Annotated in this window: 13 protein-coding genes; 11 read left to right on the plus strand and 2 right to left on the minus strand. The window is 72.5% G+C overall.

The genetic code is table 11. The annotated features are described in order from the left end of the window. Positions 1 to 12: 12 nt before the first annotated feature. Entirely contained in the window at positions 13 to 585 is a 573-nt protein-coding gene (locus G8E01_RS00785; RefSeq protein ID WP_240921216.1) for an NADPH-dependent F420 reductase, read from the plus strand. Further along, the gene (locus G8E01_RS00790) at positions 560 to 1,447 is read left to right on the plus strand and encodes a VOC family protein (RefSeq protein ID WP_166314507.1); all 888 of its coding nucleotides are present in this window, start codon (positions 560 to 562) and stop codon (positions 1,445 to 1,447) included. The genes G8E01_RS00785 and G8E01_RS00790 overlap by 26 nt, the downstream gene beginning before the upstream one ends. Before the next feature lie 66 nt (positions 1,448 to 1,513). Here the strand turns inward: G8E01_RS00790 and G8E01_RS00795 are convergent, their stop codons facing one another. Next, the gene (locus G8E01_RS00795; protein WP_166314510.1) at positions 1,514 to 2,815 is read right to left on the minus strand and encodes an MFS transporter; all 1,302 of its coding nucleotides are present in this window, start codon (positions 2,813 to 2,815) and stop codon (positions 1,514 to 1,516) included. A 221-nt stretch (positions 2,816 to 3,036) separates the two neighbouring features. Here G8E01_RS00795 and G8E01_RS00800 point away from each other — a divergent pair, with 221 nt between their 5' ends. Further along, positions 3,037 to 4,458, plus strand: a complete 1,422-nt coding sequence (locus tag G8E01_RS00800; RefSeq protein ID WP_166314513.1) for a GntT/GntP/DsdX family permease — start codon at positions 3,037 to 3,039, stop codon at positions 4,456 to 4,458. 34 nt (positions 4,459 to 4,492) lie between these two features. Here G8E01_RS00800 and G8E01_RS00805 read toward each other — a convergent pair whose 3' ends face one another. Continuing rightward, a complete protein-coding gene (locus G8E01_RS00805; protein WP_166314516.1) occupies positions 4,493 to 5,230 on the minus strand; it encodes a FadR/GntR family transcriptional regulator in 738 nt (245 codons plus the stop codon). 71 nt (positions 5,231 to 5,301) lie between these two features. Between G8E01_RS00805 and G8E01_RS00810 the strand changes: the two genes are divergently transcribed. From G8E01_RS00810 to G8E01_RS00845, 8 genes are all read left to right on the plus strand, one after another. Continuing rightward, on the plus strand, positions 5,302 to 7,032 hold the full coding sequence (locus G8E01_RS00810; RefSeq protein ID WP_166314519.1) for a dihydroxyacetone kinase family protein: 1,731 nt from the start codon (positions 5,302 to 5,304) through the stop codon (positions 7,030 to 7,032). Between the two features lies 1 nt (position 7,033). Further along, a complete protein-coding gene (locus G8E01_RS00815) occupies positions 7,034 to 7,504 on the plus strand; it encodes a ribose-5-phosphate isomerase (RefSeq protein ID WP_166314522.1) in 471 nt (156 codons plus the stop codon). Then, a complete protein-coding gene (locus G8E01_RS00820; protein WP_166314525.1) occupies positions 7,504 to 8,256 on the plus strand; it encodes a triose-phosphate isomerase family protein in 753 nt (250 codons plus the stop codon). Before G8E01_RS00815 ends, G8E01_RS00820 begins: the two co-directional genes overlap by 1 nt. Beyond that, positions 8,253 to 9,050, plus strand: a complete 798-nt coding sequence (locus G8E01_RS00825) for a sugar phosphate isomerase/epimerase family protein (RefSeq protein ID WP_338100710.1) — start codon at positions 8,253 to 8,255, stop codon at positions 9,048 to 9,050. The genes G8E01_RS00820 and G8E01_RS00825 overlap by 4 nt, the downstream gene beginning before the upstream one ends. Continuing rightward, the gene (locus G8E01_RS00830; RefSeq protein WP_166314528.1) at positions 9,047 to 9,901 is read left to right on the plus strand and encodes a phosphogluconate dehydrogenase C-terminal domain-containing protein; all 855 of its coding nucleotides are present in this window, start codon (positions 9,047 to 9,049) and stop codon (positions 9,899 to 9,901) included. The genes G8E01_RS00825 and G8E01_RS00830 overlap by 4 nt, the downstream gene beginning before the upstream one ends. A gap of 7 nt (positions 9,902 to 9,908) precedes the next feature. Next, positions 9,909 to 10,664, plus strand: a complete 756-nt coding sequence (locus G8E01_RS00835) for an SDR family NAD(P)-dependent oxidoreductase (protein ID WP_166314531.1) — start codon at positions 9,909 to 9,911, stop codon at positions 10,662 to 10,664. A gap of 73 nt (positions 10,665 to 10,737) precedes the next feature. Further along, positions 10,738 to 12,426 carry a D-apionate lactonase family protein gene (locus G8E01_RS00840; RefSeq protein WP_166314534.1) on the plus strand — a complete coding sequence of 563 codons (1,689 nt, stop codon included), beginning with the start codon at positions 10,738 to 10,740 and terminating at the stop codon, positions 12,424 to 12,426. An 18-nt stretch (positions 12,427 to 12,444) separates the two neighbouring features. After that, positions 12,445 to 13,329 carry a nucleoside hydrolase gene (locus G8E01_RS00845; RefSeq protein WP_166314537.1) on the plus strand — a complete coding sequence of 295 codons (885 nt, stop codon included), beginning with the start codon at positions 12,445 to 12,447 and terminating at the stop codon, positions 13,327 to 13,329. Positions 13,330 to 13,387: the final 58 nt, after the last annotated feature.

A 13,387-nucleotide genomic window follows, 5' to 3' on the forward strand; every position in this document is an offset into this window, starting at 1 on the left:
AAAGGACCCCTCATGACCGTCACCATCTTCGGAACCGGATCCATGTCCCAGGCGATCGCGAGCGTGCTCTCGCGCGGCGGCGCGGCGATCCAGACGATCGCCCACGACGACCCGCGACAGGACGTCGCCGGCGACATCGTGGTGCTCGCCGTCCCCTACCCGGCGCTCGCGACCATCGCCGCGGAGTACCGCGCCGAGCTGGCCGGCAAGACCGTCGTCGACATCACCAACCCGCTCGACTTCGCGACGTTCGACGCGCTCGTCGTCCCCGCCGACGCCTCGGCGGCGGCAGAGCTCCAGGCGCTCCTGCCCGATTCCCGCGTTCTCAAGGCGTTCAACACCACGTTCGCCGCGACGCTCGCGTCCGGGACCGTCGGCGGCGAGCCGACCACGGTGCTCATCGCCGGGGATGACGCGGCCGCCAAGGAGACACTCGCCGCGGCGATCACGGCGGGCGGCGTGCGGGCGGTCGACGCCGGCGCACTGTCGCGGGCGCGGGAGCTCGAGGCGCTCGGCTTCCTGCAGCTCACCCTCGCGGCCGGGGAGAAGGTGGGCTGGGATGGCGGATTCGCGCTCGTCGGCTGAGCCGGCCGCGGCCGACCTTCTCGCCGCGGATACAACCATGGGCCCGGTCACGCTGCGCGTGGCCGACCTCGACGCCATGATCGGCTACTACACGCGGGCCGTGCCCCTCGAGCTGTTGCGGCACGAGGGCGCCGCCGCGGTGCTGGGGCGCGGATCCGTGCCGACCGTGATCCTCGAGCACGCGCCCGAGCTGCGGCACGCGTCCCCGCGCGATGCCGGCCTGTTCCACACCGCGATCCTGTTCGACTCGGACGCCGCCCTGGCCGCCGCGGTGGCCTCGGTGGCGCGCGCGGCGCCGGGGACCTTCACGGGCAGCGCCGACCACCTCGTGAGCAAGGCGTTTTACTTCACGGACCCCGAGGGCAACGGTGTCGAGCTCTACCGGGACCGCGCGCGCACGGCGTGGAGCTGGGCGCACGGGCGCGTCGTCATGGGCACGGAGGGCCTCGACCCGAACGCCTTCCTGCGCGACCACCTCACGCCCGAGACGCTCGCGGATCCGCGGGTCGGGGACGCCCGCGTCGGGCACGTGCACCTCAGCGTCGGCAGCGTGGACGAGGCGCGCGAGTTTTACGTGCGGCGGCTCGGCTTCGCCACGACGGCCGAGGTTCCCGGCGCGCTCTTCGTTAGCGCCGGCGGCTACCACCACCACATGGCGATGAACGTCTGGTCGAGCCGCGGCGCGGGCCGGCGCCAGCAGGCGCTGGGGCTCGGATCCGTCGACATCGCGCTGCCGACCCCGGACGACCTGGGCGCGGCCGTCGAGCGCATGCGGCACGCGGGCGTCGACCCGCGCGACGACGGCCGGACCGTGACGTTCTCGGATCCATGGGGCAACGACGTGCGCCTCGCGGTCGCCTGACCCGCACGCGACGGAGCCCGCCGCCCCGAAAGGGGTGGCGGGCTCCGTCGCGTGCGGGCGCCGCGCTCAGACGCGCGCGGCCTCCTTCTCGGAGCCGTAGCGCTCTTCCTCGATCTCCTCGAGGGTCTTGCCCTGGGTCTTCGGCGCCCAGATCGTGCCGACGAGGAGCGACACCGAGAGGATCGCGATGAGGATCGCGCCGAGGCCGTGCAGGCCCATCGTCGTCAGCCACACGGGGAAGCCGTAGCTGAGGATGCCGACCATGATGCGGGCCGTGAAGAAGAGGAAGCCCTGCGCGGACGCGCGGTATCCGGTCGAGAACAGCTCCGCGGTCCAGAGGCCGTAGAACGCCTGCGCGCCGATGCCCGAGGCGAGGCCCCAGAGGATCGCGAACGCGAACATCGTCCCGGTGGAAGCGGGCACGTACACGAGCACGACCCAGCCGGCGATGCCCATGACGGCGCCGATGAAGTACAGCAGGCGGCGCGACATCCGGTCGGCGAGCGCCATGAACCCGAAGTACGTGCCGATAACCGTGCACAGCCAGAGGAAGGACTGCAGGAAGAACTGCTGCTGCGAGTTCGTGAACCCGGCGGCGTCGTACACGCGCGGCATGAAGATGCCCGCCTGGCCGGCCACGGTGTTCCAGAACCCGTACACGCCGACGAGGAAGATCAGCGCCGTGATGTTCTTCTTGCGGCTGAACAGACCGCGGAAGCCGGATCCGCCGAGCACCTTCGCGCTCGGGTTCTGCGTGCGCACGTTGTTCGTCTCGGTCCAGCGCTTGGACTCCGAGAGCCCCTGGCGGACCCACCACGTGATGAACGCGACGACGAAGAGGTGCACGAAGATGATGCGCGAGCCGAACAGGCCGAGCGGCTCGAGGAGCGCGGCGAGGAAGAAGCCGATCGCCGGGCCCACCGACCAGGCCAGCTGCGCCGTGCCGACATGGGCGGCGCGCTTCTCGCTCGGCGCCTCCTCGGCGATGTACGTCCACGAGGCCGGAACGCCCGCGCCCACCGCGATACCCGTGATGACGAAGGCCGCCATGAGCATGCCGCTGTTCACGGCGAACGCGGCGATCAAGACACCCACCATGTAGACCATGAGGTCGTAGGTGTAGATGAACTTGCGCCCGAGGCGGTCGCACAGCGGGCCGCCGATGATGGCGCCGATCGCGGCGCCGAAGGCGTTGGCGCTGAGCGCGGCGAGGAGGCCGGCGAACCCGTCGGAGAACCCGAATTCGGCCTGCCAGAATCCGAGGCTCGTGGCGATCGCGATGATCGACCCGGCCTCGATGTAGTTCGACATCGCGACGGCGATGGTCGCCTTCCATCCCGTCGTGTTCTTCGCACCGATGCGTGCCATGCGTACGTCTCTTCCTTGAAAACTTCGTGCGGCGCCGGCGGCTTTGCCTCCGTCGTCGTCTCACCGAGCGTGAAACGATTCAGGCGCCAGCGGACGACTGTACGACAGATTCCTGAGATTCGCCAAACGAATGCGGGCCGGGGGCGCGCGTGTTAGTTTTGGTCAACCGGTTGATAGATATCACCGCCTGCGTCACCCCGTGCAAAGGAGCATCCGCCGCAATGAGCCCCGCCATCCTCATGATCATCGCCGTCGCGTCCATCGCGATCTTGCTCTTCCTTGTGATGCGCCTGAAATGGCCCGCCTACCTGGCCCTTCTCACGGTCGCGGTCCTCACGGCGTTGGCGGCGCGGATCCCGATCGAGGAGATCATCCCGACGGTGATCGAGGGCATGGGCAGCACGCTCGGCAACGTCGCGCTCCTCGTCGGACTCGGCGCCATGCTCGGCGGGATCATCGAGAAGACCGGCGGCGCGGAGATCGTCGCCAGCATGGCCGCCCGTCGGCTCGGCGAGAAGCGCCTCGGGCCCGCCCTCCTCGTCGCCTCGGGCCTCGTCGCGATCCCGATCTTCTTCGACGTCGCGTTCATCATCCTCGTGCCGATCATCTTCAGCTTCGCGAAGGCGGCTGGCCATAAGAGCCCGATCGCGCTCGGCGCGCCGGTGGCCGTGTTCATGGTTTTCATCCACAACTCGATTCCGCCGCACCCCGGGATCGTCGGATCCACGACCCTGCTGAACCCCGACGTGCTGGGGCTCGTCACGCTGCTCGGGCTCGTGCTCATCGTGCCGATGGGCTTCGTCCTCTGGTTCGTCAACAAGCGGATCATGGCGACGAGCACGTTCCGCATGACGCCGGAGGTCGCCGAGAAGTACGCCGACGCGGGCGCCGTCGACCTGACAGCCGTCGAGTCCTCGCGCAACGCGAGCGATCGCACGACCACGACGCGCACCATCACGCACCCCGGCGCCGGCACCGTGATCACGCTGATCCTCCTCCCCATCCTCATGATCGCGGCCGGCACCGTCGGCGGCCTGTTCGCCCCGGAAGGATCGACGGTCGCGAACGTCCTCGCCTTCGTCGGGGCCCCCGGCTTCGCCCTGCTCGTCGCCGCGATCCTCGCCATGTACGTGCTCGGGATCCGGCACGGCTGGGGCCGCCACGACATCAGCGACCTCATGGACGCCGCGCTCGCACCCGCGGCCATCGTGGTCTTCGTCACGGGGGCGGGCGGCGTCTTCGCCCGCGTCCTCACGGAATCCGGGATCGGCGACGCCGTGTCGGGCCTGCTCACGTCCTGGGGCGTGCCCATCGTCCTGCTCGCCTTCCTCGTCGCCCTCGTGTTCAAGGTGGCGCAGGGATCCGGCACGGTCGCGACGCTCACCGCCGCGGGCGTCGTCCAGTCGGCCGTCGTCTCGGGCGGATACTCCGACTTCCAGGTGGCCCTTATCGTGCTGGCGATCGCCATGGGGTCCGTCGCCCTCTCCCACATCAACGACTCGGGATTCTGGATCGCGACGAAGTTCCTCGGACTCTCCGTCGGCGGCGGTTTGCGCACGTGGACCGTCATGTGCACCGTCGCCGGATTCCTCGGCATGGCCGCCATCCTCGTGACCTGGTTCGTCTACGGCGCCCTGGCCTGAGCGGCGACGCCACCCTGCGGGGGCTGCGCGCGGATCACTCCGCGAGCAGCCCCCGCAGGCGTTCGGCGGCCGTGATCATGTGGACCGCCATCGCCGATGCCGCGCCGTCGGCGTCGCGCGCGTCGAGCGCGCGGGCGATCGCCTCGTGCTCCGCGAGCGCGAGCGCCGCGTCCTCCGCCGTGTGCACGGCGCGGTCGGCGTATACCTGCAGGAGCGAGCGCACGACGTGCAGGAGGTCGCGGAGCGTCGCGTTGCCAGCGGCATCGGCGAGCGCGAGGTGGAAGTCGAAGTCTGCGCGGGCGAACGCCGCGAGGTCGCCGTCGGCGTCGCGCATGCCCGCAAGGTGGGCGCCGAGCACGGCGCGCGCCTCGTCCGACGCCCGGGTCGCGGCCAGGCGAGCGACGTAGATCTCCAGCCCCGAGCGCAGCTCGAGCAACTCCGCCGTGTTCCGCTCGCCGATGAGGAGCCCCCACCGGAGCGTCTGCGGCAGGAGCTCGCTCGCCGCACCGCGCAGATAGGTCCCGGATCCGGGCCGCACGTCGACGATCCCGAGAAGCTCCAGCGCCGCCAGCGCCTCGCGCACGGCCGAGCGTCCGACGCCCAGCGAGGCCGCGAGGTGACGCTCGGCGGGCAGGCGCGTGCCGGGGGCGATCGAGCCGCCCGTGAACAGGTCGAGCAGGCGGCGGGCGACCTCGCTGACGGGCGAACCGCCGGGGAGGGCGCCCAGAGCACCCGCGATGGCGTCCGAGGTCCCCGATGCGTCGACTGGCATCCCCCCAATTTATCCGCACGGGCGCGAAATGACGATTGCAATTGGTCAACCGGTTTGTCAGAATGGACGGCATGACCCGCCTCTGGAATGAACCGGGCGATTTCGCCGACGAAATGGTCGACGGCTTCGTCGCCGCCCACGGACGCCTCGTGCGCCGCGTCACCGGCGGCGTCGCGCGCAGCACCCGCACCCCCGACGGCGAGGTCGCCGTCGTCATCGGCGGCGGATCCGGCCACTACCCCGCCTTCGCCGGCCTCGTCGGCCCCGGGCTGGCACACGGCGCCGCCATGGGGAACCTCTTCGCCTCGCCCTCCACGCCGCAGGTCCTCTCCGTGGCCCGCGCGGCCGAGCAGGGCGGCGGCGTGCTCCTCGGGTACGGCAACTACGCCGGCGACGTGTTGAACTTCAATGCCGCCCAGGACCAGCTGCGCGCCGCCGGGATCCCGTGCGAGTCGATCGCGGTCACGGACGACGTCTCGAGCGCGCCGATCGACGATCGCGCGCGCCGCCGCGGCATCGCGGGCGACCTCACCGTCTTCCGGATCGCCGCGGCCGCCGCGGCCGAGAAGCGCCCCCTCGCCGAGGTCGCGGACCTCGCCCGCCGCGCGAACGAGCGCACGCGCTCGTTCGGCGTCGCGTTCACGGGGTGCTCCCTCCCGGGCGCCGACGCGCCGCTCTTCGAGGTCCCTGAGGGCCGCATGGCCGTCGGGCTGGGCATCCACGGCGAGCCGGGGCTGTCGATTACGGACATCCCCACCGCCGACGAGCTCGCGGAGATGCTCGTCGCGCGCCTGCTGGACGAGCTGCCGGACGGCGTCTCGTCGGCCCGCGGCGCGCGCGTCGTCCCGATCCTCAACGGCCTGGGCTCGCTGAAGTACGAGGAGATGTTCGTCGTCTACCGGCGCATCGCCCAGCTCCTCGACGACGCGGGCCTCGTGGCGGTGGATCCGCACGTCGGCGAGTACTGCACCAGCTTCGACATGGCCGGCACCTCCCTCACGCTGTTCTGGCTCGACCCCGAGCTCGAGGCGCTCTGGGACACGCCCGTCGACACGCCGGCCTACCGCCGCGGCGGCGCCGTCGCGCCCGGCGAGCCGCTTGCGGAAGTCGACGAGGAGGCGGACGCCGCCGAGATCGGACCGTCCGACGACGCGTCGCGGCGCCTCGCGGCGGGCGCCGTCACGGCGTTCACCCGGGCGGCCGCGACGATCGACGAGCACGTCGACGAGCTCGGCCGCATCGACGCGATCGCGGGCGACGGCGACCACGGCATCGGGATGCAGCGCGGCGTGCACGCCGCCCTCGGGGCGGCGCGCGACGCCGCCGAGCGGGGCGCCGGCCTGGGGACGACGGTCGCCCTCGCGGGCGACGCGTGGGCGGATCGCGCCGGCGGCACCTCGGGTGCCCTCTGGGGCATGATCCTCCGCACGCTCGCGGCCGATCTCGGCGACGACGGATCCCCCGACCCCGCCGCCGCGGCGGCCGGGCTGACGCGCGCCGCCGAGGCCGTCATGGCGTACGGCAAGGCGCGCCCGGGCGACAAGACCCTCGTGGACGCGCTCGTTCCGCTCGCGGAGGCCTTCGAGCGCGGCATCGCGGACGGATCCGCCATCGGCCCGGCCTGGGCCGACGCGGCGCGCACAGCCGAGACGGCCGCCGCGGCCACGGCCGACCTCATGCCGCGCATGGGCCGCGCCCGCACCCACCACGAGAAGGCGCTCGGCACCCCCGACCCCGGGGCGCACTCGCTCGCGCTCCTCGCCCTCACCCTCGCAGACCAGCTCACCCCTCAGGAGGCCTGACATGACCGATGCGCTGCGCATCATCGTCGGAAGCGACGACGCCGGATTCGACTACAAGGAGATCCTCAAGCGCGATCTCGAGGCGAACGACTCCGTCGCGAGCGTCGTCGACGTCGGCGTCGGTTCCGACGGCCACACGCCGTACCCGCGGGTCGCGATCGAGGCCGCCGAGCGCGTCGCGCGCGGCGAGGCCGACCGCGCCCTCCTCATCTGCGGCACCGGCCTCGGCGTCGCCATCTCGGCCAACAAGGTGCCGGGGATCCGCGCCGTCACGGCACACGACAGCTTCTCCGTCGAGCGCGGCGTGCTCTCGAACGACGCCCAGATCCTCACGATGGGGCAGCGCGTCGTGGGCATCGAGCTCGCCCGCCGGCTTGTGCGCGAGTGGCTGACCTACCGCTTCGACCCCTCCTCGGCCTCGGCCGAGAAGGTCGCCGTCATCGGCGAATACGAGGCCACGGGCTCCTGCTGATGTCCGTCGTGGTGGGCGTGAGCCTGAAGATGTACTTCAGCCACGCGCAGGCGACCGCCTGGTTCGCGGACGTCGCGGAGCGGGTGCGCGAGCACGCCGCCGTGGCGAGCGGATCCGTCGAGTTCTTCGTCGTCCCGACGTACCTCCAGATCGGCGCGGCCACCGACGCGTTCGCGGGCACGCCCGTGCGGGTCGGCGCGCAGGACGTGGCCGCGGCGGCCTCGGGCGCGTACACCGGCGAGGTGAGTGCGGGCGAGATCGCCGAGGTCGGCGCGTCCCTCGCCGAGATCGGCCACGCCGAGCGCCGGGCGCAGTTCGGCGACACCGACGAGGTCGTGGCCGCGAAGACCGCCGCGGCGCTCGGCGCCGGGCTCACCCCGGTGCTCTGCGTCGGCGAGACCGAGCACATGGACCCGGCCGAGGCGGCGGCAGCCACGATCGCGCAGCTGCGCGACGCCCTCGGCGGCCTCTCGGGCCGCGTCATCGTCGCGTACGAGCCGGTCTGGGCGATCGGCGCCCCCGAGCCCGCGCCCGCCGCGCACATTCGCGCCGTCTGCCGCGCGCTGCGCGAGGAGGTTTCCGCCCGCGGCTCCGGGGACGCCGTCATCTATGGCGGATCCGCGGGCCCCGGCCTGCTCGAGACGCTCGGCGGCGACGCCGACGGGCTGTTCCTCGGCCGGTTCGCGCACGACCCCGACCGCCTCGTCGCGGTGCTGGACGAGGCCGCCACGCTCGCGGAGGCGCGCGCGTGATCGGGCTCGGCACATACGCCCTGTTCTGGGAGATGTCGGACCGGGTGCCGGATCCACTGACGCTCGCCGGCGCCTTCGAGCGCACGCGGGAGCTCGGCGAGGCGCTCTTCCAGATCTGCGACTACGCGCCACTCGAGGGCATGAGCGACGCGGAGCTGCGCGATGCCGCGCGCGCCGCCCGCGAGATGGGCGTCGCGATCGAGCTCGGCACGAAGGGAATCCACCCCGACCGCCTGCGGCGCTTCCTCGAGATCGCCGACATCTTCGACGCCCGTCTCGTGCGGAGCATGCTGCGCGGGCCCGAGGGCTCCCCCGCGCCCGACGAGGCGCGCGAGCAGCTCGGATCCGTCGTGGGCGCGTACGCCGACGCCGGGGTGACGATCGCGCTGGAGACATACGAGCAGGTCGCGACGCGCGACCTCGTCGCGCTCGTCGGCGAGATCGACAGCCCCGCGCTCGGGATCTGCCTCGACCCCGCCAACGTCGTCGCACGCCTCGAGAACCCGCGGGACTGCGTGGAGCAGACGGCGGACCTCGTGGCGAACGTCCATGTCAAGGACTTCGCCTTCGACCGCCAGGACGGGTGGGTCGGATTCACCTACTCCGGCGCGCCGATGGGGTCTGGTCTGCACGACTACGACCACCTGACGCGCATCGTCCGGCCGCGCGAGCGCGGCATCAACGAGATCGTCGAACACTGGCTTCCGTGGCAGGGCACCGCGCCCGACACGGTCCGTACGGAGCGGGAATGGACCCGCCGCACACTCGAACACCTGAGGAGGACCCCCAAATGACCGACACCTACCGCATCGCCCTGTTCGGAGCCGGCGGCAAGATGGGCACCCGGATCACGAACAACCTCGCGAAGACGGACCACGACGTCCGCCACGTCGAGGGCGCCCCCGCGGGCCAGGAGCGCCTGCGCGCCGCGGGCCACGAGCCCGTCGCGGCGGAAGCCGCGATCGACGGTGCACAGATCGTCATCCTCGCCGTGCCCGACCTGGCCCTCGGATCCGTCACGGCCGAGATCGTGCCGCAGCTCGCGCCGGGGACGGTCGTGCTGACGCTCGACCCCGCCGCCGCCTACGCCGGCCTCCTCACCACGCGCGAGGACGTCGTCCAGGCGGTCGCGCACCCCTGCCACCCGTCGGTCTTCCTGCAGCGCGAGACCCCCGAGCAGTGGGCCGACACCTTCGGCGGGATCGCCGCGCCGCAGGACGTCATCGCCGCCGTCGAGTCGGATGACGCGGCCACCCAGGCGCTCGTCGAGCGCGTCGTGCGGGACATCTACGCCCCCGTGATCGACGTGCACTGGGTGACCGTGAAGCAGCTCGCGCAGCTCGAGCCGACGCTCGTCGAGACGATCGCGTGCATGATCGGCGCGCTGCTGAAGGAGTCGCTGCAGGAGGCCGTCGACACAATGGGCGTCCCCGAGCCCGCCGCGCGCGCGATTCTGCTCGGCCACACGCAGGTCGCGCTCGCGAACAGCCTCAACGGCGACAACCCGTTCAGCGACGCGTGCCTCATCGCCATGGACTACGGTCGCGAGAGCATCATCAAGGAGGACTGGAAGAAGGTCTTCCGCGACGACGAGCTCGACAAGAACCTCGCGCGCATGCTCCACCTGGACACGATCGAGCGGTAGGAACGCCATGGCACGGCTCACCGGCAAGACGGCCCTCGTCACCGGCTCCGGAACGGGCATCGGGCTCTCCGTCGCGACGCGCTTCGCGGCGGAGGGGGCCCGTGTGGTGATCGCCGACCGGGATCCGGCCGCGGCGAGCGCGGCGGTGGCCGCGATCGGCGAGGCAGCCCGCGCCGTCACGGTCGACATCTCGGCCGAGGACCAGGTGGCCGCGGCCTTCGACGCCGTGGCGGCCGAGGGGTGGGCCCCCGACGTCGTCGTGGCGAACGCCGGCGTGCAGCTGTTCGGGCAGGACGCGAAGATCGCGGACCTCGACCTCGCTGTGTGGCGCCGCACGATCGACATCAACCTGACGGGCACCTTCCTCACGGTCAAGCACGCGATCCGCACGATGCTCCCGCGCGGGGGCGGATCCGTCATCCTGACGGGCAGCCCGACCGGCGTGAACGGCGAGGGGCAGGACTTCACGGCGTACAGCGCGTCGAAGGCCGGCATCCACGGCCTCGCGCGCACGGCCGCCGCCGCGTACGCGACCGACGGCATCCGCGTCAACACCGTGGTGCCCGCCTACACGGAGACGTCGCTGGTCTCGACGATCAGCGACGACCCGGCCTCCCGCGCGGCGATCGTGTCGCGGATCCCCATGGGTCGCGCCGGCACGCCGGCCGACGTCGAGGGCATCATGGTGTTCCTCGCGAGCGACGACGCGGCGTTCGCGACCGGCGCCCTGTTCGCCGTCGATGGCGGCATGACGACGCTCTGATCGCCGGGTGGCGGCCTGGCCCCTGGCCGCGCCGCCACCCGCCCCACCCGCCGAATCGCAAGGAGGCCGTTCGATGTGGATCCGTGAAGAGGTGCGCCCCGTTCGCCTCGGAGAGTGGACGTTCGCCCTGCACGACGACGACCTCGCCGGCATCGCGTATCGCGGGCGCGACGTGCTGCGCTCCGTCCGCGCCGTCGTGCGCGATCGCGACTGGGCGACCGCCGTCTGGGACGCCCCCCGCGTCGAGCTCTCGGCCGACGGCCGGAGCGCGCGCATCGCGCTCGCCTCGGGATCGTTCGACGCCGCACTCCGCGCCCTCATGACCGTCGAGGCCGACGGGCCGGAGCTCACGGTCTCGCTCGAGGCCCATGCCCGGCAGGGTTTCCTCACCAACCGCACCGGGCTCGTGGCGCTGCACCCCCCGGCGCTCGCGGGCTCCCCGCTCATCGTGACCCATTCGGACGGGGCGGCCGAGCGGATCCGCTTCCCCGACGCCATCTCGCCGCACCAGCCCGCCGTCGACATCGCCGCCCTGTCGTGGGACGGCGCGCGCATGGAGTGCTCGGGCGACACGTTCGAGATGGAGGACCAGCGCAACTGGACCGACGCGTCCTTCAAGACCTACAGCCGCCCGCTGTCGTTGCCGTTCCCGTACCCGTTCCCCGAGGTCGTCGCGCAGCGGATCCGCGTCACGGCCGACGCGGACGCTCCCGCCGGCGCGGGCGATGACCCGGCGCGAATCGCGTACGGCCCGGAGTTTCCCGCGCCCACGGTCTCGGTCGGCGCCGCGACGGCGCCGGATCCCGCCCCCGCTTCCGCGCCGGTCGGCGCGGACCTCCTCGTCGAGCTCGACCTCGCGTGGGCGGGCTGGCCGGCGGCGCTCGCGCGCGCGGCCAGGGTGGGGCTCCCGCTCGACGTGCGCCTCGTGCTGCCGGGCGACAACATCGAGGCGGCGCTCGGCCGCGCGGCCCGGGCGCTCGCGGGCACCCCGGTCGCGCGCATCGCGGCCTTCTGGCCCGCCGGCCACGCCGCGGAGCACATCGCGGACGCCCGCGCCGCCGCGCTCGTGCGCGACGCGATGGCGGAGACCGGCAGGGAGATCCCCGTCGTGTGCGGCACCCGCGCGCACTTCACGGAGCTCAACCGCGAACAGGACCGCCTGCCGCCTGCCCCCGACGGCGTCGCGTTCAGCTCGACGCCGCTCTTCCACACGCGCGAGACGCGCCAGCTCGAGGAGGCGGTATCGATGCAGCGCCTCGTCGCGCTCCAGGCCGTCGAGATCGCGCGCGGCGCCCCCGTCCACGTGGGCCCCGTGACGCTGCGCGCGCACCTGAACAACGTCGCCACCACGGCCCCGCCGCGGCCGCCCACGGCGGACCTCGCCGCCGGGTACGGGCCGGAGCTGATCGACGCCGACGATCCCCGCCAGGCCGCGCCCGAGCTGGCCGCGTGGACCGTCGCGAGCGCGGCGGCGCTCGCCGTTCCCGGTGTCCGGTCGCTGTCCTTCTTCGAGGAGTGGGGCCCGCGCGGGATCCGCACGTCCGCGGGCGAGGACCTGCCGGTCACCGCCGCCGTTCGCGCGCTCGCCGATCTCGCCCCGGGCCGGATCCGCACGGGGGCCACGCCGGACGGCCGCGCCTGGGCGATCCGCGCCGCCGGCCACACGCTCATTGCCAACCTCACCGACCAGGACCGCAAGATCGACGCCGGGAACGGCCCCGTCCGCGTCCCCGCCCGCTCCTGGCGGGCGCTCTCGCGCTGACCGACTGAAAGGACCCCCATGGCCGCCACGCCCCGCCGCGTCATCATCAACACGGACGCCAAGAACGAAGCGGACGACCAGTTCGCGATCGTGCACGCCCTGCTTTCTCCCACGCTCGACATCCGCGGCATCGTGCCCGCGCACTTCGGCACGCGCCGCACGACCGAGAGCCTCGCCGAGTCGCGCGCGGAGGTCGACCTGCTCCTGAGGCTGATGGGGCGAGAGGGCGGCTACGTCGTCGCGGACGGCGCGCCCCGCGCGCTCCCCGACGAGCGCACCCCCGTGCCGTCAGAGGGATCCGCCCTCATCATCGAGGAGTCGCGGAAGGACGAGGGTACCCTCTTCATCCCCTTCCTCGGCCCGCTCACCGACATGGCCTCGGCGCTCCTCGAGGATCCCGATCTGCAGGACCGCGACGTCGTCGTGGTGTGGATCGGCGGGCCGCCGCACGGCGACGTTATCCCCGCTTATGCACCCGAGTTCAATCTCTCGAACGACATCGCCGCCGCCAACGTCGTCATGGACTCGCGCGTGCCCGTCTGGCAGATCCCCATGTCGGTCTACACGATGGTGTCGGTCGGTCACGAGGAACTCCGCCAGAAGGTCGCTCCGCTGGGCGAGCTGGGGGCGTACCTCACGGAGCAGGTCATCGAGTTCAACGCCTCCGCGCATGACCTCATGATGGATTACCGATCGCTCGGCGACAGCCCCGCCATCGGCGCGATCATGAACCCGCGCGGCGGGACGTGGCGGCGGTGCCCGGCTCCCCGCTTTGCGGCGGACGGGAGCATGAGCGACCCGCTCCCGGGCCGCCGCGAGATTCCCGTGTGCGAGTCTATGGACGTCAGGTGGCTGCTGGAGGATATGTTCGCGAAGCTGCGCGCCTTCTCCTCCGCCGCCTGAGCGGCTCGCCGGGCAGGGTCGTGCGCGGGCGCGGGCCACGGCCGCGCTCTACGATGAG

Origin of the sequence: Microbacterium excoecariae (assembly GCF_011326725.1) — a bacterium.
GTDB lineage: Bacteria > Actinomycetota > Actinomycetes > Actinomycetales > Microbacteriaceae > Microbacterium > Microbacterium excoecariae.